This window comes from Actinoplanes cyaneus (genome assembly GCF_016862095.1).
Classification (GTDB): Bacteria; Actinomycetota; Actinomycetes; order Mycobacteriales; family Micromonosporaceae; genus Actinoplanes; species Actinoplanes cyaneus.
The window spans coordinates 26,339-51,509 of record NZ_BOMH01000018.1 but is presented as its reverse complement, the minus strand read 5'-3'; the positions used below and the strand labels follow the sequence as shown (position 1 = coordinate 51,509).

The 25,171-nt window shown below is 72.1% G+C and carries 23 protein-coding genes; 9 read left to right on the top strand and 14 right to left on the bottom strand.

Features of this window, described 5'->3' with window-relative positions:
* Window positions 1-91: 91 nt before the first annotated feature.
* Window positions 92-2,110 (top strand): sensor histidine kinase, encoded by a 2,019-nt coding sequence (locus tag Acy02nite_RS12680; protein ID WP_239174662.1) that lies wholly within the window; start codon window positions 92-94, stop codon window positions 2,108-2,110.
* Here the strand turns inward: Acy02nite_RS12680 and Acy02nite_RS12675 are convergent.
* A complete protein-coding gene (locus Acy02nite_RS12675; protein WP_203740177.1) occupies window positions 2,103-2,582 on the bottom strand; it encodes a nuclear transport factor 2 family protein in 480 nt (159 codons plus the stop codon). The two genes, Acy02nite_RS12680 and Acy02nite_RS12675, sit on opposite strands and share 8 nt — an antisense overlap.
* A gap of 88 nt (window positions 2,583-2,670) precedes the next feature.
* Here Acy02nite_RS12675 and Acy02nite_RS12670 point away from each other — a divergent pair, with 88 nt between their 5' ends.
* Window positions 2,671-3,501: a LysR family transcriptional regulator gene (locus Acy02nite_RS12670; RefSeq protein ID WP_203740176.1), complete on the top strand. Its 831-nt coding sequence runs from the start codon at window positions 2,671-2,673 to the stop codon at window positions 3,499-3,501.
* On the opposite strand, the gene Acy02nite_RS12665 is transcribed toward Acy02nite_RS12670, so the two are convergent.
* The 5 genes from Acy02nite_RS12665 to Acy02nite_RS12650 form a co-directional block, all read right to left on the bottom strand.
* On the bottom strand, window positions 3,445-4,287 hold the full coding sequence (locus tag Acy02nite_RS12665) for a hypothetical protein (protein WP_203740175.1): 843 nt from the start codon (window positions 4,285-4,287) through the stop codon (window positions 3,445-3,447). The two genes, Acy02nite_RS12670 and Acy02nite_RS12665, sit on opposite strands and share 57 nt — an antisense overlap.
* A gap of 283 nt (window positions 4,288-4,570) precedes the next feature.
* Complete coding sequence (locus tag Acy02nite_RS46465) at window positions 4,571-4,873, bottom strand: hypothetical protein (RefSeq protein ID WP_239174659.1); 303 nt, start codon at window positions 4,871-4,873, stop codon at window positions 4,571-4,573.
* Window positions 4,852-5,148, bottom strand: coding sequence for a hypothetical protein (locus Acy02nite_RS46460; protein ID WP_239174657.1), 297 nt, complete (start codon window positions 5,146-5,148; stop codon window positions 4,852-4,854). Before Acy02nite_RS46460 ends, Acy02nite_RS46465 begins: the two co-directional genes overlap by 22 nt.
* A gap of 439 nt (window positions 5,149-5,587) precedes the next feature.
* The gene (locus Acy02nite_RS12655) at window positions 5,588-6,742 is read right to left on the bottom strand and encodes an oxygenase MpaB family protein (protein ID WP_203740174.1); all 1,155 of its coding nucleotides are present in this window, start codon (window positions 6,740-6,742) and stop codon (window positions 5,588-5,590) included.
* A gap of 225 nt (window positions 6,743-6,967) precedes the next feature.
* Entirely contained in the window at window positions 6,968-7,759 is a 792-nt protein-coding gene (locus Acy02nite_RS12650) for a (2Fe-2S)-binding protein (protein ID WP_203740173.1), read from the bottom strand.
* A 116-nt stretch (window positions 7,760-7,875) separates the two neighbouring features.
* Between Acy02nite_RS12650 and Acy02nite_RS12645 the strand changes: the two genes are divergently transcribed.
* Both Acy02nite_RS12645 and Acy02nite_RS12640 read left to right on the top strand, forming a co-directional pair.
* Entirely contained in the window at window positions 7,876-8,334 is a 459-nt protein-coding gene (locus Acy02nite_RS12645) for a hypothetical protein (RefSeq protein ID WP_203740172.1), read from the top strand.
* Window positions 8,335-8,436: 102 nt separating this feature from the next.
* Window positions 8,437-10,134, top strand: coding sequence for a methyl-accepting chemotaxis protein (locus tag Acy02nite_RS12640; protein WP_203740171.1), 1,698 nt, complete (start codon window positions 8,437-8,439; stop codon window positions 10,132-10,134).
* A gap of 51 nt (window positions 10,135-10,185) precedes the next feature.
* Here Acy02nite_RS12640 and Acy02nite_RS12635 read toward each other — a convergent pair whose 3' ends face one another.
* Window positions 10,186-10,725 (bottom strand): type 1 glutamine amidotransferase domain-containing protein, encoded by a 540-nt coding sequence (locus tag Acy02nite_RS12635; protein WP_203740170.1) that lies wholly within the window; start codon window positions 10,723-10,725, stop codon window positions 10,186-10,188.
* A gap of 60 nt (window positions 10,726-10,785) precedes the next feature.
* On the opposite strand from Acy02nite_RS12635, the gene Acy02nite_RS12630 reads away from it, so the two are divergent.
* From Acy02nite_RS12630 to Acy02nite_RS12615, 4 genes are all read left to right on the top strand, one after another.
* Window positions 10,786-11,247, top strand: coding sequence for a TspO/MBR family protein (locus tag Acy02nite_RS12630; RefSeq protein ID WP_203740169.1), 462 nt, complete (start codon window positions 10,786-10,788; stop codon window positions 11,245-11,247).
* Window positions 11,248-11,287: 40 nt separating this feature from the next.
* The gene (locus tag Acy02nite_RS12625) at window positions 11,288-12,694 is read left to right on the top strand and encodes an FAD-dependent oxidoreductase (RefSeq protein ID WP_203740168.1); all 1,407 of its coding nucleotides are present in this window, start codon (window positions 11,288-11,290) and stop codon (window positions 12,692-12,694) included.
* 61 nt (window positions 12,695-12,755) lie between these two features.
* Window positions 12,756-13,217, top strand: coding sequence for a hypothetical protein (locus tag Acy02nite_RS12620; RefSeq protein ID WP_203740167.1), 462 nt, complete (start codon window positions 12,756-12,758; stop codon window positions 13,215-13,217).
* Window positions 13,218-13,289: 72 nt separating this feature from the next.
* Window positions 13,290-14,573, top strand: coding sequence for an extracellular catalytic domain type 1 short-chain-length polyhydroxyalkanoate depolymerase (locus tag Acy02nite_RS12615; RefSeq protein ID WP_239174654.1), 1,284 nt, complete (start codon window positions 13,290-13,292; stop codon window positions 14,571-14,573).
* A 259-nt stretch (window positions 14,574-14,832) separates the two neighbouring features.
* Here the strand turns inward: Acy02nite_RS12615 and Acy02nite_RS12610 are convergent, their stop codons facing one another.
* Genes Acy02nite_RS12610 through Acy02nite_RS12595 form a run of 4 tightly spaced genes read right to left on the bottom strand, consistent with a single transcriptional unit; the run spans window position 14,833 to window position 17,213 of the window.
* The gene (locus Acy02nite_RS12610) at window positions 14,833-15,426 is read right to left on the bottom strand and encodes a TetR/AcrR family transcriptional regulator (protein WP_203740166.1); all 594 of its coding nucleotides are present in this window, start codon (window positions 15,424-15,426) and stop codon (window positions 14,833-14,835) included.
* Window positions 15,423-16,109 carry a DsbA family oxidoreductase gene (locus Acy02nite_RS12605; protein ID WP_203740165.1) on the bottom strand — a complete coding sequence of 229 codons (687 nt, stop codon included), beginning with the start codon at window positions 16,107-16,109 and terminating at the stop codon, window positions 15,423-15,425. The genes Acy02nite_RS12610 and Acy02nite_RS12605 overlap by 4 nt, the downstream gene beginning before the upstream one ends.
* Complete coding sequence (locus tag Acy02nite_RS12600) at window positions 16,109-16,273, bottom strand: hypothetical protein (protein WP_203740164.1); 165 nt, start codon at window positions 16,271-16,273, stop codon at window positions 16,109-16,111. The genes Acy02nite_RS12605 and Acy02nite_RS12600 overlap by 1 nt, the downstream gene beginning before the upstream one ends.
* 52 nt (window positions 16,274-16,325) lie before the next feature.
* Complete coding sequence (locus tag Acy02nite_RS12595; RefSeq protein WP_203740163.1) at window positions 16,326-17,213, bottom strand: arginase family protein; 888 nt, start codon at window positions 17,211-17,213, stop codon at window positions 16,326-16,328.
* Window positions 17,214-17,412: 199 nt separating this feature from the next.
* Between Acy02nite_RS12595 and Acy02nite_RS12590 the strand changes: the two genes are divergently transcribed.
* Window positions 17,413-21,792: a S8 family serine peptidase gene (locus tag Acy02nite_RS12590; RefSeq protein ID WP_203740162.1), complete on the top strand. Its 4,380-nt coding sequence runs from the start codon at window positions 17,413-17,415 to the stop codon at window positions 21,790-21,792.
* Window positions 21,793-21,880: 88 nt separating this feature from the next.
* Here Acy02nite_RS12590 and Acy02nite_RS12585 read toward each other — a convergent pair whose 3' ends face one another.
* The 3 genes from Acy02nite_RS12585 to Acy02nite_RS12575 form a co-directional block, all read right to left on the bottom strand.
* Window positions 21,881-22,312 (bottom strand): winged helix-turn-helix domain-containing protein, encoded by a 432-nt coding sequence (locus Acy02nite_RS12585; protein ID WP_239174651.1) that lies wholly within the window; start codon window positions 22,310-22,312, stop codon window positions 21,881-21,883.
* Between the two features lie 226 nt (window positions 22,313-22,538).
* On the bottom strand, window positions 22,539-24,209 hold the full coding sequence (locus Acy02nite_RS46455) for a gamma-glutamyltransferase (protein WP_239174648.1): 1,671 nt from the start codon (window positions 24,207-24,209) through the stop codon (window positions 22,539-22,541).
* An 83-nt stretch (window positions 24,210-24,292) separates the two neighbouring features.
* Entirely contained in the window at window positions 24,293-25,156 is an 864-nt protein-coding gene (locus tag Acy02nite_RS12575) for a TIGR03620 family F420-dependent LLM class oxidoreductase (RefSeq protein ID WP_203740160.1), read from the bottom strand.
* Window positions 25,157-25,171 lie beyond the last annotated feature (15 nt).

Genomic DNA, 25,171 nt, shown 5'->3' with positions numbered 1-25,171 from the left:
GCGGCCCGCGTGTCCGTCACCGGCTCGGCACGTCCGACGGTAATTGTTGCAGAACGTAAAATACTGCACTGTTCCAGCGCACACTTTATAGGTGACGGTGAACGGAATGGTCGCCGGCCCGGAATGGATGGCGGCCCTGGACAGTGCGGCGCTGCTGGACAGTGTGCAGGAGGCGTTCCTGGCGGTGGACTCCACCGGCCTGGTCCGCGGTGTCAACCGGTCGGCCGAGGAGCTGCTCGGCTTCCCCGCCGAGGAGATCTGCGGCCGCCACCTCGACGACACGTTGCACCCCGAGCACGACGGCCCGACCGCTCCCGCGCTGGCCCGGCTGTTCGCGTCCGCCCCGCGGCGCCCGGTCGCACGGGAGATCCGGGTCCGCCACCGCGACGGCCGGATGCTCGCGGTCCGCGCCACGGTGTCGGTGATCCCCGCGGCCGGCAGCCCGATCGCCTGCATCTTCCTCACCGACCTCTCCGGCCAGGCGGACGCGGAGGCACGCGCCGACCGCAACGACAGCTTCCTCGCCGCGCTGCTGGACAGCCTGTCGGTGGGAGTCACCGCCTGCGACGACAGGGGCCGGCTGGTGGTGCTGAACCAGGCCGCCCGCTCGGACCTGGGGCTGCTCCCCGACGGTCCGGTCCCGGAGCCGGGGAAGATCACCGCGGGCACGATCCTGCGCGACGGGCGTTCCGTGCCGCTGGCCTGGGAACAGACCCCGCTGGGCCGGGCCTGCCAGGGCGAACACGTCGCGCCGACCGACGTCGTGGTCGAGGTGCCCGGCCGCAGCGCCCGGACGCTCGCCACCACGGCCCGGCCGATCCACGGGGCGGACCGGCGGCAGATCGGGGCGGTCGCGGTCGGCCAGGACGTCACGGCGGTCCGCCGCCTCGAACGATTCCGGGCCTGCCAGGACACCATCGAGAAGCTGCTCGGCACGTCGCCGTCGATCACCGCGGTCGCGCCGGACCTGCTGCGAACCGTGGCCGGCACCCTCGGCTGGCCCGGCGCCGAACTGTTCCTGCTCGACGAGGGATCGGGCACGTTACGCCCCGCCGGGCACTGGGGCGCCGCGGACGAGATCTTCGGGCACCAGCCGGTCCACGGCCAGGGCATCACCGGGCGGGTCTGGGCGACCGGTCAGCCGATCCTCGTACCGGACCTCACCGTACGCAATGATCGGATCACCGGATATGAGCGGGAACGGCAGGAGGCCTGCCTGCGCAACGGGGTGCGTACCGCGCTCGGCGTTCCGGTCCGCGACGGCGGCACCCTGCTCGGAGTGCTCACCTGCTACGCCGCCGCGCCCGAGGTCCACGAGGACCAACTGGTGGTGCTGCTCAACGGGGTGGCGTCGCAGATCGGCGCGTACGTGGCGCTGCGCCGCTCGGAGCAACTCGCGCGGCAGCTCAGCCAGGTTCAGGAGGACTTCGTCAACCTGGTCGGGCACGAGCTGCGTACGCCGCTGACGTCGATCACCGCCAACGCGCGGATGCTCGCCGAGGACGCCGGCCTGCTCGACGACGAACACCGGCAGATGGTGACCGCGATCGACCGGAACGCTGCCATCCTGCAGAGCATCGTCGACGCGCTGCTCGACCTGGCGCACCTCGACGCCGGGCACACCGACCTGCAGCTCAGCCCGGTCGACCTGACCGCCGTCGTCAGCGACGCGATCACCGTTGCCCGGCACACCGCGGCCGACGCCGGTGTCCGCATCGAGGCCGCCCTCCCGGAACGGCTGACCACGACCGGCGACGGCGTCCGGCTCCGGCAGGTGGTCGACGACGTGCTGGCCAACGCGATCACCTACAGCCGGGCCGGCGAGCCGGTGCGGATCACCATGACCACCGACCCGACGACGATCCACCTGCACGTGACCGACCTCGGCATCGGCGTGCCGGCGGGGGAGCACGGCCGGGTCTTCGACCGGTTCTTCCGCGGCAGCAACGTCCGCCATCACGGGATCGCCGGTCACGGACTCGGGCTGAGCCTGGCCAGGGCGATCGTCCACCTGCACCACGGGACGATCTCGCTCTCCGACAACCAGCCGACCGGCACCGTGGTCTGCGTCCGCCTGCCGTTACGGGACACGCCGGTCCCGGTCAGCTGAAGATCGCGGCCGGGTCGCCGAGATACCAGACGTTGTCGATGCGGACGTGGCTCATCAGCCAGCGGCCGCCATCGCGGGACAGGCTCACCGCGTAACGGTTCTTCAGCAGCGCGTACGTCGCCGGGCTCGCCGTCAGCACATGCTGCGCCTCGACCAGCGCGGTCATCGTGGCGAGCTCGCCGTCGATCGCGACGCGCGGGTTGGTGACCTGATGCGAGGTGGTGACCCGGCCCGCGAACCCGCTCAGGATGGTGTCGACGATCGCGTCCCGGCCGGTCATCAGGGGCGGTTCGCCACCCCAGCGGCGAGCCGCCGGGCGGAAATCCAGCTCGGCGCCGGCGGTGAAGGCCGACGCGAGCAACGTACGGTCCGGAAGGTCCTGACCCAGGCCGAAACGGTAAAGGGCATCGACGATCTCCAGGTGATCACGCGGGTCGTCGCCGCCGAGGGCATGGTCGCGAATGACGTGCATGAGACCGAGTCTCGGGCCGGCGCCACGACCCGATCAACGACGCCTCACGCGACTATCGTGAAGCGGAACTTCACGATGGGCGGGCGCGATGCTGGAGCGACACGAGCTGGAAGCGTTCCTCACCCTCGCCGAAGAGCTTCACTTCGGGCGTACGGCGGCACGCCTGCACGTGACGCCGACCCGCGTCAGTCAGACGATCCGCAAGCTGGAGCGCCGGATCGGTGCCCCGCTCTTCGACCGGACGAGCAGGCGGGTCGTGCTCACTCCGATCGGCCGGATCCTGCTCGACGAGGTACGGCCGGCGTGGGCCGGTGTCACGGCCGGCGTGCAGCGGGCGATCGGCGCCGCACACGGTGGCACCGGAACACTGACCGCCGGGTTCGTCAGCGCCGGTGGCAGCCAGCTGCTCACCCGGATCGCTGATCATTTCCGGACGCGGCGGCCCGGCTGGGAGGTGGAGCTCCGGGAGGCCCGGCTTGGCGGCGGGGCTGAGGCCGTACGGGAAATGGGGCTTGATGTTCTTCTGGCGCCGTATCCCGTGGCCGGGGCGGGGCTCGTCGCCGGGGGAGTGCTGATCCGGGAGGCCCGGTGGTGGGCCGTGCCCGCGGATGCCGCGGACGTTGCCGGGCTGCCACGTGTCCCGGCGGGGGGTACGACGATCTCTGAGGTGCTGACCAGGGTCGGAGCTGGTCACGGGGTGTTTGCGGTGGGTAGTCACGTGCGGCGTTACTACGCGCGGCCGGACGTCGCCTACCTCCCCGGCGAGTACGGGGAGACGGTGGAGTGGGGACTCGCCTGGCGGGGTGACGCGCCGGCCGGGGTGCCGGCGTTCAACCAGGCGGCGCTGGACCTGCTTGGACGATCAGTTCCGGACGGGCCGGGGGCGGCGGGCGCGTGGCGGGAGCTGGATGCCGGATAGCGTGCGCAGGGCGGCCCGGGCCCGTGGGCGGCTCAGCCGGGTGATCTGCACCAGGTCCGTCCCTGTGCTTTCCGGCTCGGTGTGCGGGCTTTCGTGCGTCGCCGCCGGTTCGGCCTGCGAGTTCTCGCTCGTCGCCGCCGACTCGGCACGCGGGGTCTCGTTCGTCGCCGCCGGGCTCTCGTTCGTCGCCGCGGCCTCTGTTTCCGGGCGCTGGTCGGGCTCCGGGTCCTCGCCCGACTCGTGCTCCGGCTCGTCCGGCAGATCGTCGCTCGCACGCCGGAGATCGATCTCCAGCGTGTCGCGGGTGCGGACCTCGGCCTCCGCGAGGGGCGCGGCCAGCAGGAACGCCTCCGGCAGGGACGGTGCCGCCGCGGCCTCCGGCTCCGAGCTGTACAGAAGTTTCGCGGCGCCCAGATTCGCGGCGGCGAACACCGCGCTGACCGCGGCCAGCACCGGCGACGCGCTGACCGAGGTGGCCACCAGCACCGCGGTCGCCGCCGCCGTGACGAGCGCGGTGGTGGCGCCGGCCTGACGGATGCGCTGGGTGCCGCGGGCGCCGATCAGGAACGCGGCGGCGGCCGACGCTGAACCGAGTGCCGCGGACACGACCCACACGGTGACCATCGGCCAGATCGGGCCGACCGGGTCGTCGCCGTCCGCCATGAAGAACAGCACGAAGGGCGCCCCCACCAGTGCCGTCATCAGGAAGACGACCGCGTCGACGGTCAGCACCATCGCGCCGCCGGTGGTCGCGTCCATCCGGCGTGCCCAACTGATGTCGGCCATGTGGTGCCCTCCCCGTGAGCTTTGATCAGGCACCGTACCTTATCGATCCGGTAACGGTGGAGGAAGGCGCACAGCTCGCACACAGGCGGGATTCACCTGCGCCGTCCTGTTCCTTCGTCCTGTTTCGGGGTGGTTTGTGCGCCCGGGCTTCACCTCGTGTGTTCCGCCTTCGGGGTGACATGGCCGATCGGACGCCCGGGCGACCTCGCGACCGGGCGGCGGCGTGGCGGCGTGGCGGCGTGGCGGCGTGGCGGTGTGGCGGTGTGGCGGTTTGAGCGCGTGGTCAGACTCGTGCGGCGGCGCGACTCCGGGTGTCCCGGATGCCTGCCGCGACCGCACCGTAGAGCGCGGCCCCCGAGCCGACCCCGGCGATCAGCGCGACGATGCCGTCCGAGGCACCGAGCGCATACGCCACGAAGCCGGCCAGCCCGAGCAGCGTCATCGCGGCGCCCAGCCAGTGGTACATCGGCATCCGCCACGCCCAGGCCAGCGCGAAGAAGTGCACCCCGATCACGACGGCGACCCAGGCGATCGCGGCCCCCGGCATCTCGAAGACCTGATTGATCAGGTAGAGCCCGCCGAACAACGCAATGACCTCACCGGCGACCACATACCAGTACCGCCGGTCGGCGAACCCGTCGACGTCCCCGGGCGCCCCTGCCCGGCGAGGTGACGCACGCGCAGCACCGCGACGAGCAGCGCGACCGCGATCACCAGGCCCACCACGCGGATCACGATCGGCCACGGACTGGACAGGCCTCCACTGTTGACCATCACGAACACCGTGCCGAAGCTCAGCGCGATGATCGATCCGATCAGGAAGCCACTTGGCCTGCGCGCGTCGTTACCAGTCCCCGTCATCCGGCCATACTGCCGTCCTCTCCCCCAATCCCGCTGCCCCGTCGTCCGCCGTCGGACCGCATTGGAAAGGCGCATGGACATTGCTCACGGCCGGACGCACGCTGCGGGCTGGCCCGGCTGGGGATCATCGTGGTGAAGCCTCGGCAAAACCACTGTGACGACCAGCCGGCGGCTCGTGGCTGGTCTCCACGGTGGTTGTCACGGCCGGATAACCACGGTCAGAACCAGCGCGCTTCCGGCTGGCGTTCACCGTGGTGACGCGACCGCGAGAACCACGGTGGTGACCAGCCGAAACCCCGCGCCGCAGCGCTTACTCACCTGCCGCAGAGAACGCGGGCTGGGCCGCGTCGCTGCCCGCGTCCAGGGCGCTGGCCGGCGCTTGGTGACGTAGCTTTCCGTCTGCGGCAACGCCGGGGGAGCGGGAGGTTGAACGACGGACTCAGTCCGGCAGCGTGACGCCCCACCGGGCGAACTGAGCGCGCGCCTGGCGTTCGCCGCGGGCGAGCAGTAGGGAACGGCCACCGGGCAGGCGTCCGGCGCCCTGGCTGATGAGCGCGTTCGCGGCGACGCGGGCCAGGCCGTACCACGGTGGGCGGTACGGCAGGCCCAGGTCGCGCATCGCCGCGCGGCCGAGCAGCCAGGTGCTCACGGAGAGGGCACGTTCCCGCTCGTAGGGGCGTCGCCAGCCGCTGGCCGCCTCGTCGGTCATGTCGATCAGCGCCCGGGCGAGCGCGACGCTGTTCGCGTCCGGCGGCGGGTCGTGGGAGAGGAAGTGGTAGAGCTGGCGCCGACCCTGCTTTTCCGTGTGCGGGAGCCACTGCTCGTCGACGCCGAGCAGCCAGCCGACGTAGCACCAGAGATGCATGACCGCCCGGGAGTCGGCCCGGGAGATGCGCACGCCGAGCAGCCGTAGGTGAAGCAGGAAACTGGTCGAGAAGACGCCGAGGGTGCTCGCCTGGTCGTACTGGTTGATCGGCACGCCGCGGAACGCGTGATCCCAGCCGGGGTCGGCCTCCAGCGATGCGTTGACGAGCGCGTGCATCACGCGGACGTGCAGGGTGGCCCGGAAGCCGGGACCGTCGGGCGCCATGCCTCCGGGCGAGGTCACCGCTCGCCACCAGAGGGTGGTCTCCTGGATCCGGCGCAGCGTCTCGCCGCCGGTCAGCCGCCCGGTCCGGACCAGCGGCTCGAGGGCCGCGCCGGTGCGGTAACCGCCGAGCAGCGAGCCGTAGGCCAGAACCAGGCCGGCGTCCATGCCGAACGTCCGGCAGGCTTCGGCCCCGCGTGTCAGCAGTTCGTCGTCGACCCAGGAGGGACGCTTGCGGACAAGGGCGAGAAAAGCTCGGAAGGCTTCCGGTACGTCGTCGGCCGGCCCGGCTGCGACCAGGCGGTGCAGGTCCCGGATCGTGAGGCCGGGCGACTCCCGGACCGCCCTGACCAGTGCCGCCGCGGGCTCGTCGCGTCGGTTGAGCCCGGCCTGCAGCGCGGCGATCTCGGGCCCGGTCGGCCGCGCGCCGCTTCCGGCCAGCAGGCGCAGTGAGCGGGCGGCGCGCTCGCCCCAGTCGCGGTCCGCTCCGAACCTTGTCGGCACCATGCCACGACGATAGGTTCCTCGCCGTTCGCATTCCAGACCACCGTCGCATCGACACCACGCCCGGTAGCCGTCGACGACGCCGTGGGCGGGCGTGCCGACGCGGGGTGCCGAAGCGGCCACTCGATTACGTGCTCATTCCGGTCTGGTCCTACCCGCCGACGCGCCTGTCGAAAGGTCTACGGGGGTGACGTCTCCCCCGACCTGTCCGTGGGCGGTATGGCAAGGTCACGTCGGGTTCGAGCTCATCCGGGCCAGGACCGCCCGCCAGTGCCGCTGCCGATCGTCGACCGGGGTGAGCACGCAGTCGCCGCAGGTGCCGCCGCCGGGAATCCGGTAGTACAGACAGCAGTTGCGGCGGACCAGGAACCAGCGGTCGCAGCCCAGATCCGGCTGGACCAGGTCCGCGGTGAACCGCAGCGGCGGCCTGCGCAGTGCCTCCTCGACGATCGAGGCGGCCCGCGCCGCGTGGGCGGGCTGCTGGTCGGCGATCATGCCGGCCGCGCCGCCCAGCGCCGAAGCCAGATTGCCCCACAGCACCTGCGGTGACAGCGCGAACCGGCTCCGGAACGCTTCGAGCAGCGGCTGGACCAGCCCGATCGTCCCGCTCGCGGTGAGTTCCCCGGCGATGGCCCGGGCCGGCTCGCCCGCGCACGGCATCGCGGCGAGGTCTCGGTAGGCGATCGGCATCGGACCTCCGGGGACCGGCTGCCACCACAGGCGGTCGACGTCCGGGATCGGCAGCGCGTCCCCGGCGGCTGCCGCACCGAGCAGCGGCGAGATCAACCGTGAGGCGATCCCGAGGAAGGTGATCGACGCGACGGCACGTTCACCGATGGCTTCCCGGTCGCGACCGGACATCTGGACCAGCGTGGCGCGCGCCACTTCGACCCGTTCCGCGACGACGTCTTCGTCGAGCAGGTCGCGCAAGGGCCGCCAGCCGGGTTCCCCGTCCCACGGCTGCCAGGCGAAGTACGGCCCGAGCCGCGAAGCCACACGCAGAGCGTCCACCGATTCCACGCCGTCCACCTTAGGGTCGATGGGGCGAATCCCCCAGGGCCGCGAGGGTGGCCCAGGCGGCGGCGGAAGGACCGGATACGCTCCGGCCGGTTGGAGCCGGACGATCGGAGCGGACGATGGGTGTGCTGGTCGACTACTTCCGGGCGCCCGGGGCGGACGCGGTGCGCGACCACCTGGACGAGCAGGAAGGGGACTCGCCGCTGGGCGTGTTCGACGGCCTGGGCCTCAAGGGCATCGAGCCGGGCGTGACGCTCGGTCAGCTGATCGCCTTCGCCTCCGATCAGCAGTGGCGGGCCGGCCTGGTCCAGGAGAGGCTGATCTGGCCGGTGGGCGCCGAGAGTGACCTGGAGTACGAGGGCCCGTGGGTGAGCGTGCTCGGCGACGAGTCCCGCGACGTGCTCGCCGGCCTGACCGCCGCGCGGATCCCGGACCTGGTCGCCCGGTGGGCGCGGATCGACGAGTTCTACGGCGACGCCGACCCCGAGCATCTGCGTGAGGTGCTGACCGAGCTTGCCGCGCTGGCGGGGCGTGCCCGTGAGCACGGCGAGTCCCTCTACGTGTGGGCCTGCGTGTGACCGGCTGAGGGGCCGGCGGTGAGCCTGGATTGTTGAAACGTGTGAGCGAGCGCACGCGCGGCCAAGCCTCAGACGTTTCCGGCCGGGGTCGATGTGTCCGTTATGAAATCAGGGGTACGACGGCTGTGGCCGGTCCTCGGCGCGCTGACCGCGTGCGTCCTGGGCTTTCTGCTGCTCAGGCAGATCGCTACCGGCGCCTTCAACGGGCTCGAGGCCCGTCAGGTGGCGCAGGACGCGGACCGGATCCGGATAGGACTGGACAATCAGGCCCGGCTGCTGACCGCCTTCGGGGTGACGAACAGCATCTGGGACGACGCTTACTACGCCATCGGCAACGATGACGATGAAACGTTTCTGGCCGACTTCTCGCCGGCGACCCAGCACGACACGAACGGCCTGGACGGGGTGCTCGGCATCGGGCCGGACGGGACGCCGCGCGTCGGCGGCATGACCACCGGCGCCGACGAGTTCAGTGCGCTGCCGGCCGGGCTGGACGACCCGGTGCTGCTCAGGAAGCTGTACGACCCGGGCGCCGCGGCCGGGACACCCACCTGCGGCGTGCTGTCGGCCGGCGGCGGTTACCTGTTCTGCGGGCTCGGGGCGTTCCGCAGCAGCGGCGAGGGCACCCCGTCGGGGGGCTTCGTCATGCTCAAGAAGCTGGACGCGGCCCGGCTCGGCGCGCTCGGCAAGGACCTGAACCTGAGCATCGGGCTCGTCGGCGGTGTCCGCGCGGGCGCGACCGTGCAGCCCACGCTGAGCAGCTCGGTCGGTGCGGTCGACGTGCACACCGCCGTGCTCGGGTCGGACCGGATGGCGGTCGACGCGACCGTCGCGACAGTGGACGGGGCGAGCCTCACCCTGGAGGCGGTGCAGCCCCGGCCGATCTATCAGGCCGCGACGCGTACCGCCTGGCGGCTCTTCGCCCTGATGATCGTCGCCACGGCGGTGCTGGTGGTGCTGATGCGCTGGTCGACGCGCCGTGCCCTGCGCAACCGGGTCCGGCCGCTGCGGGAGACCACCGAGCGGATCATCGCGTCCGGCGACCACACGTTGCGGATCGGCGCGACGGGCAGCGACGATCTCGCGGGGCTGGGCACCGCGATCGACGGCATGCTCGACAAGATCTCCACCAACGAGGAATTGCTGCGTACGGAGCAGGAGCACCGTCAGCACGAACTGCAACGCGCCCACGCGGAGCAGTCGGCCGCCCAGGAGAAGTCCCAGCGTGCCGCCCGGGAGCTGGTCACCGGCACCTCGGCCGTGGTCAGCAGCCAGCTGGCCGACGTGTCGGAGCGCGCCGGGACGGTCAGTGCCGCCGCGGCCCGGATCGAGGGCCAGGTCGCCGACGTCCGCACGGTGGCCGGCCGCCTGCTGACCGGCAACGCCGAGGCCTCCGCCGCGGTCGGCACCCTGCACGACAGCCTGCGCCGGGTCGACGAGGTGGCCCGGTTCATCGGCGGGATCGCGAAGCAGACGAATCTGCTCGCGTTGAACGCCACGATCGAGGCAGCCCGCGCGGGGCAGGCCGGCAAGGGGTTCGGCGTCGTCGCCGACGAGGTGAAGACGCTGGCCACGACCACCGCGGAGTCCACCCGGACGATCAGCGCCACGCTGGACGAGCTGACCGAGCACGTCGCGGCGGTCGTGGAGATCATGTCCGGGATGACCGCGGCGATCGCCGACATCGACGTCACGACCGCCCGTGCCCAGTCGATGACCGCCGAGCAGGCGGCCACGCTGACCGCGCTCACCGAACAGGTGTCAGCGGCGATCCGCCACCTCGACGACCTGACCGTGTGAGCGACCCTCCGGGAGTCCGCGGCGTCGTGCCGCGGGCTCCCGCCTCGCCGATCAGGCCGCGACCTGGGCCAGCAGCTGCTCGCAGAAGGCCGGGATGTCGTCCGGCTTACGGCTGGTGATCAGCTTGCCGTCGACGTGCACCTGCTCGTCGACCCAGGTGGCGCCGGCGTTGGTGACGTCGGTGCGCAGGCTCGGCCAGCTGGTCAGGGTCCGGCCGTCGACCACACCGGCCTCGACCAGCGTCCACGGGCCGTGACAGATCGCGGCGACCGGCTTGCCGGTGGCGACGAAGTCACGGACGAACCGGACCGCGCCCGGATCGGCCCGCAGGAAGTCGGGGTTGGCGACGCCGCCGGGCAGCACCAGAGCGTCATAGTCGGTGATGTGCGCGTCCTTGACCAGCTTGTCCACCGCGTACGTCCCGGCCTTGTCCATGTGGTTGACGGCCTGGATCTCGCCGTCCTTGATCGAGATGAGCTCGGCCGTCCCGCCCGCGTTCTCGACCGCCTTGCGGGGCTCGGTGTACTCGACCTCCTCCACGCCGTCGGTGGCGAGGAACGCGATGCGCTTGCCGTGAATGTTGGTAGCCATGGTGAGTCCGTGCCCGTCGCCCGATCGGGTAAACGTGACGCCGGCGGGTAAGGAGTCGCCATGACTGTTCCCACCTGGATGAAGACGTCAGCGGCAGTGGCCGCCGCGGCGGGCGCCGGCTCGATCGCCACCGATCCGGGCTCGCGGTGGTACCGCACGCTGCGCAAGCCGCCGTGGCAGCCGCCGCCGGCCGCGTTCCCGGCGGTGTGGACGCCGCTCTACGCGTTGATCGCGGTGGCGGGGACCCGGGCGTTGAACCGCGGGGACGCGGGGGAGCGGCGGGCGTTCGCTCGTTCGTACGCGATCAATCTCGGTCTCAATGCCGCCTGGACGGCGCTCTTCTTCCGCGCCAAGCAGCCCAAGCTCGCTCTGGCGGAGATCGCCCTGCTGAACGTCTCCAACCTGCTGCTCCTGCGTCAGGCGGCGAAGGTGGACCGGCTCGCGGGCGCGGCGCTGGCGCCCTATGTCGCGTGGACGATGTTCGCGACCGCGCTCAACGCGGCCATCGTCAAGAGCAACTAGACGCTATTGTGAGGGCTCCTAACTGCAACGGGGGCCATCTATGTCAGTCGCTAGCCGGTTCGCCGCGATCACGACGTCCGAGCAACCGACCGGCGGCAGGATCCTGTTCCGGCGAGCTGTCGTGCTCGGCGGCAGTGTGGCCGGGCTGATGGCCGCCCGGGTCCTCAGCGACCACGCCGACCAGGTGCTCGTCGTCGAGCGCGACGACCTCGCGGCGATCGACGTCTCGGACGCGGAGATCGCCGCTGACCCGATCGGCGCGGTCGGCCCGCGGCCCGGCGTCCCGCAGGGCAGCCAGGTGCACGCGCTGCTGCCGTCCGGGCAGAGGCAGTTGGAGCGATGGTTCCCCGGCTTCGGGCAGCAGGCCCTGGACGCCGGCGCGATCGACCCGCCGCCCGGGACGAACCGGTTCTACATGGACGGCGAGTTGCGCGACGACCCGCCGACCGGTCCGGCCGCGCAGGCCCTGATCTCCAGCCGGCCGTTCCTCGAGGCGCTGATCCGCAACCGCGTGCTGGCGCTGCCGAACGTGCGGACCGTCGTCGGCCGGGCCGAGAACCTGCTGATCGAAAACGGAACCGTGACCGGCGTCGTCGTCGACGGGGTGCGGGAGCCGGCCGACTTCGTGGTGGACGCGACCGGGCGGTCCAGCCGGCTCGGCGACTGGCTCGAGGCGGCCGGGTTCCCGAAACCGCCGATGCAGCGCATGAACATCAAGCTGAACTACGCGACGAAGCTGTTCGCCCGGCCGGCCGACGCGCCGGTCTGGACGTGCATCTCGATCGCGAACCCCGGACCGGGCCGGACCGCGCGGATCGGCGGATTCACCCCGATCGAGGGTGATCGCTGGACGATGCTGGTCTCCGGGTACGCCGACGACCGTCCCGGCCGTGACGACGACGAGTACCGCGAGCGCTGCGTGCGGGACTTCCCGGCCGACTTCGGTGACGTCGCGACGACGGCGGACGCGGCGGGCGGCGTGGTCACGTACCACCAGGCGGACAGCCGGCGGCGTGACTTCCACACGTTGCGCCGGTTCCCGGCCCGGCTGGTCGCGGCCGGTGACGCGGTGGCGTCGTTCAACCCGGTCTACGGCCAGGGCATGACCTCGGCGACGCTGCACGCGTCCTGCCTCTCGGAGTACCTGCGCGGCAACCCCGACCTGGCCGCGCCGGCGTTGTCGTACTTCAAGGACGTGAAGGTCGTCGTGGACGCGGCGTGGCAGGTCTCGACCATGGCCGACCTGGCGCTGCCGCACGTGGACGGGCCCTATCCGCGCGGCTACCGGGCGATCCAGTGGGCCAGCGGGCTGATCTTCAAGGCGTCGATGCGCGACCGCGAGGTCAACCACCGACTCGGCGAGGTGACCACGATGGTCGCCCATCCCAGCGCCCTGACCAGCCCGGGCTTCCTCCTGCGCGCTCTCGCGGCCGGCGCCCGCGCCTGACCCCGGTGGTTCTCGCCCCGTGCCGTCGTGGTCGACTGACCGGATCAGGGACGGAGGGCCGATGGAATCCGGGGACGAACTCGGTGCGCGCGTGCGGGAGCATCTGCGGCCCGGCGAGGAGTTCCGCGCCGCGATCCGGGTCAGCAAGGCGGACGGGTCCACCCCGACCGGGATGAGCCGCGCCGAGATGTCGGGTTTCCGGTTCCGCCGGCCCGCGAACGCCGGACGCCGTGCCGTTCCGGGTCCGCGGCGCACCCTCGCCGAGGGGCTGGGCGAGCACGTTCGCCTGGTCACCGACCCCCGGACCCTGGTGCTGACCGACCAGCGGCTGATGCTGCTGTCCCGGCGCGCCCTGCTGCGGCGGGCTTCCGGCTCGCTGCGCCTGCGCTGGGAGTGTGCGCGGCCGGAGTTCGCCTCGGCGACCGAGCGGGAGGGCCGGCTCCGCCTCGCCTTCACCGACGGGTCCACGATCCTGCTGCTTGCTCCGGCCGCCGAGTTGGATACCTTTCTCACTTCGCAGTAATGACGTACTTGAATCTCTGAAAACGTCACGGCAATACTGGGAGCGCTCCCAATAGATCGGAAACGATGCTCCGTGAGACGACGCATCCTGTTGTTCGCCGTGGCGCTGCTGACCGCCGTCGGCGGGTTCCTCGCCGTCCAGGCCCCGGCGCAGGCGGCCGCCCTCACCGAGGTGACCGGATTCGGCACCAACCCGAGCAACCTGCGCATGTACGTCTACGTCCCGGACAAGCTCGCCGCCGCCCCGGGCCTGCTGGTCGCGATCCACTACTGCACCGGCACCGGCCCGGCCATGTACAGCGGCACCGGCTACGCCCAGCTCGCCGACAAGTACGGCTTCATCGTCATCTACCCGTCGGTGACCCGCAGCAGCCAGTGCTTCGACGTCTCCTCGCCGCAAGCCCTGAAGCGCGACGGCGGCAGCGACCCGGTCGGCATCAAGTCGATGATCGACTACGTGCGGCAGCGGTACCCGATCGACGCGAAGAACATCGCGGCGACCGGCATCTCGTCGGGCGCGATGATGACCAACGTGATGCTCGGCGACTACCCGGACGTCTTCTCGGCCGGCTCCGCCTGGGCCGGCGTGCCGTTCGGCTGCTTCGCCACCACGAACGGCTCCGAGTGGAACAGCGACTGCGCCAACGGCCTGATCACCAAGACCCCGCAGCAGTGGGGTGACCTGGTGCGCAACGCCTACCCCGGTTACACCGGCGCGCGCCCGCGCATGCAGCTGTGGCACGGCACGCTCGACGACACCCTGCGATACCCCAACTTCGGGGAAGAGATCAAGCAGTGGACGAACGTGCACGGGCTCTCGCAGACGCCCGCGGTCACCGACACCCCACAAGCCAATTACACCCGCACGCGGTACGGATCCACCGGCGACCACGCGCCGGTGGAAGCGATCAGCCTCGCCGGTTACGGCCACAACCTGCCCGTGGACGCCGCCGCCACGATCCACTTCCTGGGCCTCGACACGACCACCCCCACGTCACCGTCGTCGTCGCCCAGCAGCAGCACCAGCGTCCCGCCCGCCGGTGGGGCGTGCCGGGTCGGCTACGGCGTCAACGCCTGGAACACCGGGTTCACCGCCTCGGTGACCGTCACCAACACCGGCACGACGCCGATCAACGGGTGGACCCTGGCGTTCACCCTGCCGTCCGGGCAGACCGTGACCAGCGCCTGGAACGCCACCGTCACCCCGGCCGCTGGGGCGGTCACCGCCCGTAACGTCTCCTACAACGGCACGATCGCCGCGGGCGCCTCGACGACGTTCGGCTTCCAGGCCACCCACACCGGCTCGACCGCGGCCCCTGCCGCCTTCACCCTCAACGGCGCCACCTGCACCACCTGACCCCGCCGGGCCTCACGCCGCGAGCCAGCCCTTGTGCGGGGGTCTGGCGCGGCCTTTGCGCGGGGTCGGGCTGGGCGGCGCGGCGCTGGTGCGGGCTGGTTCTCATGGACGTTATTCGTGCCTCATAACGTCCATGAGAACCAGCTAGGGGCGGGAGTCGCGTCGGTGGCTCAGCCCCGTGCGGGCCTCGCGTCGCTCCGCTCGGGCTGCGCCGGGCCTGCGGGGGACGGCGGCCGGAGGGGATCGCAGGGGGCGGGGCTCACGACGTACGCGGGAAGGGGTTTGATCGGAGGCCGTCGAGGAGGAAACGGAGACGGCGCTGGTAGTCGGCGCGCGACTGCGTGCAGCCGCAGGACCGCACGATCGCGCCACGCTCCAGGATCAGGTGGTTCACGTCGTCGGGGGTCAGGTCGGGGCGGATCACGCCGGCCTCCTGCGCGGCCCGGAGCAGGCCGAACGCGAACTCCTGCGCCTTCTCGCACAGGTTCAGCAGCGGCTCGGAGTCCGGCAGGGCGCGGACCAGCACGTCGTTGGCGGCCGGTTCGTCGTACTGCAGGAGGAACATGCGCAGCAGGTACTCCTCGAACCGCGCGAGCGGCTCGTCCAGTTCGCCGACCGCCGCGATGATGCCCTGGATGCGCTCGGCGACCAGGTCGTCGACGACCGCGTCGATCAGGCCGCGACGGCTGCCGAACCGGTGGTAGATCGTGCCCTTGCTGACGCCGGCCGCGCGGGCGACCTCGTCCAGCGGGGTGGTGAGGCCGCCGGTGCGGAACACGTCGAGGGCAGCCCGGCGGATGCCCTCGACGTTGCGGCGGGCGTCGGCGCGCCGCGGCTGTTCCGGCACGGTCATGCCGACTGGGCGGCGCGGTCCTGCCAGGTCTTGTTCAGCGCCTGGAGGAACGCCTGAACGGGCTGGGCGCCGGAGACCGCGAACTTGTTGTCGAAGACGAAGAACGGCACCCCGGAGATCCCGTACGCCTGAGCCTGCGCGATGTCGGCCCGGATCTCGGCCTCGAACGCGCCGGTGGCGAGCGCCTTTACCGCGCTGTCCCGGTCCAGCCCGAGCTCGGCGGCGAGGTCGGCGAGAACGTCGTGGTCGGCCAGGTTCAGCCCGTCGGTGAACTCGGCCTTGAACAGCCGCATCACCATGTCGTGCTCGCGGCCGGCCGCTTTCGCCAGGTGGATGATCCGGTGCGCGTCGAGCGTGTTCACCATGATCGCGTCCTCGAACCGGTAGTCCAGACCGGCGGCGGCGCCCTGCGAGGTCAGATGCGAGTGCGAGGCCTCGAGCTGGGCGGCCGGCATGCGGTAGTTCTTCGCCAGGTACTCGTCGGCCTTGATCGCCTCGCCGACCGGGAAGCCCGGGTTCAGCTGGAAGCTGTGGTAGCGGACCTCGACCGCGGAACCGTGCGGGAACTGCTCGATCGCCTGCTGCAGGACGCTGTCGCCCAGGTAGCAGAACGGGCAGACGACGTCGCTCCAGACGTCGACGACGATGGGCTCGGCGGCGGGGCCGAAAGCGCTGGCGGTCATCAGTTGCACACCCCGTCCACGCCGCAGACGCCGGCGTCGTCCGCCGACTCCAGGAAGATCAGCGCCGGCACGGCCGGTGCGGGCTGCTCGGTGGCGGGCGCCTCAGGCGCGGCGTCCGCCGGGGAAGCCGGGGAAGCGGTGTCCGCCAGAAAGATTGACTCCATGGTCAAGAACGTAGCAACAACTTGACGCTGCCGACAAGAAGCCCGGGCCCGGTCACCGGCCCATGGCGGCGACGATCGCCTCCGTCAGGGCCGCGGCGTGCCGCCCGTCCGGGTCGAGATCCGGGTCGTAGATGGTGACCAGCATGCCGGCGCAGGCCGGGTCGGCCAGCAGCGGACGCAACAGGGCGACAAGCTGCGGGTAGTCGAGCCCACCCGGGTCGGGTGCGTCAGCGGCGGGCATGACGGCCGGATCCAGCACGTCGGCGTCGAGGTGCACCAGGAAACCGTCGCACCCGGCGAGCCGCTCGACCACGCGCCGGCCGACGACTGCGGGTCCCTCGGCGACGATGTCCGGGGTGGTCCAGACCGGCATGCCGAGAGCGCGGACCTCGGCCAGCTCGTCGTCGTAGTCGCGGACGCCGAGCACGACCAGGTCCGGCTCGCGGAAGTACGGCGCCAGCCCGTCGACATCGGCGATCTCCGGCTGGCCACGACCCGTGACGATCGCCGTGGTCTCGCCGGCCGACGCGCCCACGTTGTCGCTGTTGCCGGTGTGCCGGAAGTCGATCGAGCCGTCCAGGTAGGCCAGGCCGTACCGCCCGCGCCGGCGCAGGGCCAGCGCGGCGCCGAACAGGATCGAGCAGTCGCCGCCGAGCAGCAGCAGGAAGTCGCCGCTGCCGACGACCCGGTCCACGCGGTCGGCGAGCGTGCGGGTGTACGCGGCCAGGGCGTCCGCGTTCAGGACACCGTCACCGGGCTTCCAGTCGCGGACGTCGTACCGCGGCGGCACGACGACGCCGCCGTCCCGGGCGCCGAGCCGCCCCAGCAGGCCCTGGTCGCGCAGCGCGCCGGCCAGCTTGTAGCAGCCGGGGACGAGCCCGGGGGCGGGCGGGCGCAGACCGAGGTTGGAGGGCGCGTCGAGCACGGTCGTCTTCCGCATCCGCAAAGCCTAGTGGTCCACGGCACGATGCCCCGGCCCTCGCCGGTGGAGCGAAACGTGGTGACGCAGATTGCTGATCAGATGCTCACCTGTTGCTCACAGCGCGATCTTGAACATCGATGTCTGGCGATCTTAGCGTGCTGACCAGGCGACCGGCGTGACCCGTCCGGCGCCCGGGACTCCACGAGGGAGACAGCACATGGCGAGACGTCCACTGTTCAGACGCGGGGTCCGCGCTCTGGCGATCATCATCGTCGCCGGGGCGGGAATGGCCGTGACCGGCGGCGTTGCCCAGGCCGCGCCGGACTCGACCGGCAAGGACAAGGTCAAGCCGGAGCTGGCCGCGCAGCTGGCGGCGCGCGGCGGCGGTGACTTCTGGGTCAGGTTCGGCGAGCGCGCCGACCTGAGCGCGGCCGGCAAGATCAAGGACTGGGATCAGCGGGGTACGGCCGTGGCGGCCGCCCTGAAGAAGACCGCGGCCGGCAGCCAGAGCGCCGTGCGCGCCCAGCTCGACCAGGCCGGCACCAGGTACGAGACGTTCTGGGCCACCAACGCCATCAAGGTCAGCAACGGCTCCGCCGAGCTGGTGCGCAGCCTCGCCACGCACGCCGAGGTGGAGGGCCTCTACGCGCCCGTGTCGATCCAGGTGCCGAAGGTCAGCGAGGGCGTCAGCAAGAAGGCCGCCGCCGCTGTCGAGTGGGGCGTCGCCAACATCAACGCCGACAAGGTCTGGGACCGGTTCGGCGTCACCGGCGAGGGCATCACGATCGCCAGCATCGACACCGGCGTCCAGTTCGACCACCCGCAACTCGCCGGCTCTTACCGTGGCAACAACGGCGACGGCACCTTCACCCACGACTACAACTGGTACGACGCGGCCGGCGCGTGCAGCGGCGGCGCGCCCTGTGACACCAACGGCCACGGCACCCACACGATGGGCACGATGGCCGGCGCCACCGGCATCGGCGTCGCGCCCGGCGTCCGCTGGATCGCGGCCAACGGCTGCTGCCCGTCCGACACGGCGCTGATCAACTCCGGTCAGTGGCTGCTCGAGCCGACCGACCACACCGGCGCGAACCCGGACGCGAGCAAGCGCCCGAACATCATCAACAATTCCTGGGGTACGACGCAGCCCTCCTTCGACACGTTCTTCGACGACATCACGAACGCGTGGGAGGCGTCCGGGATCTTCGGCGTCTGGTCGAACGGCAACAGCGGGTCGGCCTGTCAGACCAGCGGCTCGCCGGGCAGCCTGCCGGCCAACTACTCGGTCGGCGCGTACGGCTCGGACAACGTGATCGCCGACTTCTCGTCCCGCGGCGCGGGGCGCAACGGCGACCTCAAGCCGAACATCGCCGCCCCGGGCGTGGACGTGCGTTCCAGCTGGCCCGGCAGCGGATACAACACCATCAGCGGTACGTCGATGGCCGCGCCGCACCTGGTCGGCGCGATCGCGCTGCTGTGGTCCGGCGCCCCGTCGCTGGCCGGTGACATCGCGGCCACCAAGGCGCTGCTGGACGGCACCGCGATCGACAGCGAGGCGAGCCAGTGCGGCGGCACCACCGACGACAACAACGTCTTCGGTGAGGGCCGCCTCGACGCGCTCGCGTTGCTGACCGCAGCGCCGGTCGGGGACACCGGCACGCTGGCCGGCAAGGTCACCGACGCGGCCACCGGCGAGCCGATCGCGAACGCCACCCTGGCGCTGACCGGCGCCGCCGAGCGACAGGTCGTCACCGGCACGGACGGCGGGTACTCGGCGCGGCTCCCGGCCGGCGCGTACCAGGTGGCCGTGACGGCGTACGGCTACGCCGCCAAGACTGTGACCGCCACCGTGACGGCCGACCAGACCAGCACGGCCGACGTGACTCTGGCCGCGGTGCCGGCGGTGACGGTCGGCGGTGCGGTCACCGACGGCTCGGGCCACGGCTGGCCGCTCTACGCCAAGGTGACCGTCGCCGGGCCGGGCGGAGTCTCCGACTACACCGCGCCCACCAACGGCAAGTACAGCGTCAAGCTGCCGACCGGCGCCACCTACAAGCTCACCTTCACCCCGCAGTACCCGGGCTACGCGACGGTCACCAAGGACGTCGTGGTCGGCACGAAGAACGTCACGCAGAACGTGGCGGTGCCCGCCGCGGCCGGCGACTGCACGGCCGCGCCCGGTTACGTGTTCTCCTCCGACGGCGAGTACCAGACGTTCGACGCGGCGGCGCTGCCCACCGGCTGGACCGTCGTCGACAACGCCGGCAGCGGCCAGGTCTGGAAGCTCACCGACGACGGCAACCGCGGCAACCACACCGGCGGCGCCGGCGGCTTCGCCATCGTCGACAGCGACAAGTACGGCTCCGGCGGCAAGCAGAACACGTCGCTGGTCAGCCCAGTGGTCGACCTGACCGGCGTGAGCGCGCCGGTGGTCCGGTTCGACCAGGAGTTCCGGCAGTACGGCACGGAGCGCACCGACGTCGAGCTCAGCGTCGACGGCGGCACGACCTGGGAGACCGTACTGTCCCAGACCGCCGGCGTGACCGGCCCGAAGCAGACCGAAGTCGCGATCCCGCAGGCCGCCGGCAAGCCGCGGGTGCAGGTCCGGTTCCACTACGTCGACGGTTCGTACGCCTGGTGGTGGGCCGTGGACAACGTGCTGATCGGCAGCGAGGTCCGCTGCGAGCCGGTGGAGAGCGGCCTGGTCGTCGGCCACGTCAAGGACGGCAACACCGGCGGTTACGTCAACGGCGCCACGGTCACCAGCAAGGACGCGCCGGCCGAGAAGGCCACCACGGTCGCCACGCCGGACGACACCGGGCTGGCCGACGGCTTCTTCTGGATGCTGTCCACGAAGACCGGCACCCACACGTTCGACGCCAAGGCGGGCGGCTACGCCGGTAGCAGCGCGGCGATCGACGTCGAGGCGGACGGGGTCACCCCGGTGGCGTTCACCCTGGGCGCCGGCCGCCTGGAGGTGACGCCGGCGTCGCTCAGCGCCGACCTGCGCCTGCCCGACGGTGCCGCGAACAAGAAGTTCACCGTCACCAACACCGGCACCCAGCCGGTCGCCGTGGAGTTCGGCGAGCGTGACAACGGCTTCCAGTTGCTGAAGGCCGACGGCACCCGGTCGACGCGCGAGCAGATTCTCGCGGCGCCGGGAGCGGCGGCGCAGCGGCTGACCGTGGCCACGTCGTTCGCGTCGGCACCCTCCGGCAAGGCGGTCACCGCGGCGGCCGCCGCGGACGGCCCGCTGGCCGAGCCGTGGGCGAACATCGCCGAGTACCCGGCCAAGGTCATGGACAACCGGGTGGTGAACCTGGACGGCAAGGTCTACTCGATCGGCGGCACCGACGGTTCCACGGCGTCGAAGGCCAGCTTCGTCTACGACCCGGCCGTGCAGGGCTGGGCGCCGATCGCCGACCTGCCCGAGGCCCGCTCGGCGATGACCGTGGGCGTCGTCGACGGCCGGATCATCGCGACCGGCGGCTGGGGCCCGTCCGGCCCCGCCGCGGAGACCTGGTCGTACGACCCGGGTGCGAACACCTGGACCCGCAAGGCGGACAACCCGGCGCCGCGGTCCGCAGCGGGCCAGGCCGTCGTCGGCGGCAAGCTGTACGCCGTCGGCGGCTGCACCACCGCGTCCTGCCTGCCGATGTCGAACACCGTGGTCAGCTACGACCCGGCGGCCGACAGCTGGGCGACGCCGGCGAACTACCCGAAGTCGCTGGCGTTCGCCTCGTGCGGTGGCATCGACGGCACCGTCTACTGCTCCGGCGGTAACGACGGCACGGCCTCCCAGAAGGCCGGTTACGCCCTCGACGTGGCGGCCGGGACGTGGACCGCGATCGCGGACGCGCCCGCCGATCACTGGGCGGCCTCGTACGCGGTGGCCAACGGCAAACTGCTCGTGGTCGGCGGCTCGCAGGGCGGCGCGATCACCAACGCCGGCTTCGCGTTCGACCCGGCGGCCGGCACCTGGGCCGCCCTGCCGAACGCCAACACGGCCCGGTACCGGGGCGCGGCGGCGTGCGGCTTCTACAAGGTCGGCGGCTCGTCGGGGTCGTTCAACGCCACGGCCAGCGGTGAGGCACTGCCCGGCCTGGAGGAGTGCGCCGAGTCCGGTGACGTCAGCTGGATGACCGTCGACAAGCCGTCGGTCACCCTCGCCCCCGGCAAGAAGGTCACGGTCACGGTCGCGATCACCGCGTCGGTGGACCAGCCGGGCGCCTACACGGGCCTGGTCACGGTCAAGGAGAACACGCCGTACACGGTCGCGCCGATCGACGTGACCCTCAACGCCGCCCCGCCGAAGACCTGGGCGAAGCTGATGGGCACGGTCACCGGTGCGTCCTGTGCCGGTGCCACCGCCGGGCCGCTGGCCGGGGCCACGGTCCAGGTGGACTCCTGGGCGACGTCGCTGACGTTCGCCACGGGGGCCGACGGGACGTACGCGTACTGGCTCGACAAGCGCAACAACCCGCTCACGCTGATCGCCGCGAAGGACGGCTGGAAGCCGCAGGTCCGTACCTCGAAGATCAACCCCGCGGCGCCGAAGGTGGAGGACTTCAAGCTCCTCCCGGTGCGCTGCTGACGAACCCCGCACCGAGACCGGCCCGTCCGCTCAGGTGGACGGGCCGGTTGGCTCAGCGGGGCCGGTTGGCTCAGCGGGGCCGGCTGGCTCAGGCGAGCCGGATGCCGACGCCCCGGATCGCGTGGATGGTCACCAGCGCGCCGAGCCGGGCGAGCTTGCCCCGCAGCCGGCGCACCGTCGAGTGGATGTTCGAGCCGCGGCCCACGTGCGTGTTGCCCCAGACCTTCAGATGCAGTTCCTCGTACGTCCAGACCTGTCCCGGCGCGGCCAGCAGACAGCGCAGGAAATCGTGCTCGAGCGGGGTGAGCCCGGTCTCGCGATCCTGCCAGCAGAGCACCCGCCGATCGGAGTCGATGCGGAGCCCGGGCGATCCGTCGCCGGGCGTTGGTGGCGGCGCCACCCCGTCGAGGAACTGCCGCGCCTGCTCCACCGTGGAGACGATGACGAACGCCTCGGTGCCGCCCAGCAGTTGCGCGAGTTTCTTGCGGTCGTCCGGTGAGGAAGCTATGCCGATGGCCAACGATGGGACCGCACTATCCGTCATGCCCCGCCCTCCGACAGTAATGCCACTATCGATGGGTGACGGTAAATACGTTTTGTCACGTTCTCGTTAACCGCGATATAAGGGTAAGGCTATGTGGCCTGCTCAACCGATTGATGGCGATCTTGTGTCATGGCGCGAATCGGCCACTCCCGTCACCGGTCGCGCACTCGCCGACCCGCGTAGCCGACCAGCGGTCCGCCGGTCACGTGACGATCGCCTGCCCGTCCGCGCGCGGGTCGCTCGCCGCGGCCAGGACCCCGCCGCTGAGGCGGGCCACCTGCACGTGCCCGGCGTCGTCGTGACGGCCTCCGGTGGTCTCCACGGCCAGCCCCAGCCCGGCCGCCGTGGACGCGAGGCCGGCCGCGCCCGGCGTGCCCGGCTCCAGCAGCAGCGTCGCCACCCGGCGGTCGATCTCCTCGGCCCCGATCACCCAGCGCGGCCGCGCAAGCACCTCGTCGAGGCGCGGCGAGACGAGCGCGTCCGCGGCGACCTGCGCGAGAATCCACGGCTGTGAGCGCCCGCCCTGGCAACCCAGCGCCACCACGGTGTCCGCGCCGACGGCGAGGGCCGGGCACAGCGTGTGCGGTGGACGCACACCCGGCGCCAGCCGCCCCGGGTGCGAGGGGTCGAGGCTGAACGACGAACCGCGGTTGTGCAGGACGATGCCGGTGCCCGGCTCCAGCAGGCCCGACCCGAAGCTCCCGAAGACGCTCTGGATCAGCGTGACAGCGGTGCCGCCGGAGTCGACCGCGGTCACCGCCACGGTGTCCCCGCCGGGCCGTGGGCCGGTGCTCTCGGCCCGGGGCGGCCGTGGGCCGGTGCTCTCCGCCCGGGGCGGCCGTGGGCCGGTGCTCTCCGCCCTGCCCGGCTGGGGGCCGGTGCTCTCCACCTCAGCGCCGGCGACCGGATCGCGCCGCACCTGCCCGTCCGGGGCGACCGGTCCGGTGCGCTCCGCGCCGGTGACCGGGTTGCGCAGGAGCAGCCCGTCCAGGTCGACCGGCCCGGTGCGCGGGTCACCGAGCAGCACGTTGCGGGCGAGCTGAGCGCGGCGCGCATCGGCCAGCAGCGCCGGGGAGCCGGCGACGGCCAGGAACGTGGCGCCCTGCACCGGCGGCGGCGCGGCGTGCCACGTGACCCCGTCGATCACCCTGGTCAGCGGGTCGGTGATCTCGGCCCGGTGCGCCGCGAGATCCCCTGCCGACAGGGGGATGCCCAGCCGGGCGAGCCCCGCCACCAGCCGCTGGGCCAGGCGCCCGGAGTAGAACGAGCGCCAGTCGCCGGCGAGCAGGTCGAGGCTGGCCGCGAGCGCCGGCTGGACCAGCGTGCCGACCGGCTCCCCGGCGCGGTCGAGCAGCAGGGCGGACAGGCCGGGGTCGGCGCGGACGCCGTCGAGTCGCCCGAGGACGGCCCGCCGCAGACCGGCGCTGACCGGCACGCCATCGGCGGCCAGCGCGCGGGCCGGGGCGAGCAGCTCGGCCAGGGGCAGGCGGGCGCCGAGCCCGGCGATCGCCGCCCAGCCGGCGACCACGCCGGGCACGGTCACGGTCTGCGGGCCCTCGAACGGCATCCGCGGCCCGAGTTGTTCGCCGCTGTCCGTAGGGTCGGCGAGCGGCCCGGCCGCGCGCAGCGCCGCCACGTCGACGGCCGCCGCCGCGGCCCCGATGGACAGCACCGCGCGCGGCGCCGCGCCGGCGGGACGGACGATCGCGACCAGGTCGCCACCGATCGAACACTGATGCGGGTACGCCACGGTCAGCGCCGCCGCGCCGGCCAGCGCCGCGTCGAGGGCGTTGCCGCCGGCCGCGACCACGGCGCGGGCGGCGTCGGCGGCAGCCGGATGCGGGGCGGCGAAAGCGACCGTCAGCGGGGGCACGACCCCGACGATAACCGTCCCCGCGCCTGTCGTCCCCGCGCCGGCCGGTCTCGCGTCACGGCCCGGCGGCGATCCGTGCGACGTCAGATCAGGACGGCGGCGAGGGCGCGGAACGCCTCGGCCGGGAAACTCGACGCGTCGCCGCCGTTGAGCACCTGGACGGCCACCTCGTCCGCACCCGCCTGGAAGTGCTTCTCCAGCCCGGCGGCGACCTGCTCGGCCGTACCCCAGGGGATGATTGCGTCGACGAGGCGGTCGCTGCCGCCGCCGGCGAAGTCCTCGTCGGTCCACCCGAAGCGGCGCAGGTTGTTGGTGTAGTTCGGCAGCGTCAGGTATCCCGCCGTGTACTGCCGGGCGACGGCGCGCGCGGCGGTGGCGTCGGCCTCCAGGACCACAGCGACCTCGGGGGCGAGCAGCCGGTCGGGCCCGAGCGCCACCCGCGCCTCGGCGGTGTGCTCGGCCGGGACGAAGTAGGGGTGGGCGCCGGCGGACCGGTCGCGGGAGAGCTCCAGCATCCGCGGGCCGAGCGCGGCCAGGATCCGTTGCCCGGCGTCGAGCCCTGCCGCGTCGAGGCCGTCGAGGTAGGAGACCATCTTCGAGTACGGCCGGCGGTAGTCGGTGCCGTCGTTCTCGACCAGCACGGCGTGGCTGGCGCCGAGGCCGAGCAGGAACCGGCCGGGGTGATCCCGCTCGGCCTCCCGGGCGAAAGCCGCCACCTCGGCCGGCGAGGAATGCCAGATGGAGACGATGCCCGGGGCGATCCCGATGCGCTCGGTGCCGTCCAGGAGCTCGCGGAAACGGGACGGGATGTTCTCGCCGAAGCCGGCCGAGAACCACAGCCGGGAGTAACCGAGCTTCTCCAGCTCGATCGCGGCGTCGAGGGCCGCCTCCGGGCTCTCGCTGCCGAGGAAGAACGGTTGCCAGACGCTGACCAGTCGTTGTGCCATACCGGAAACACTACG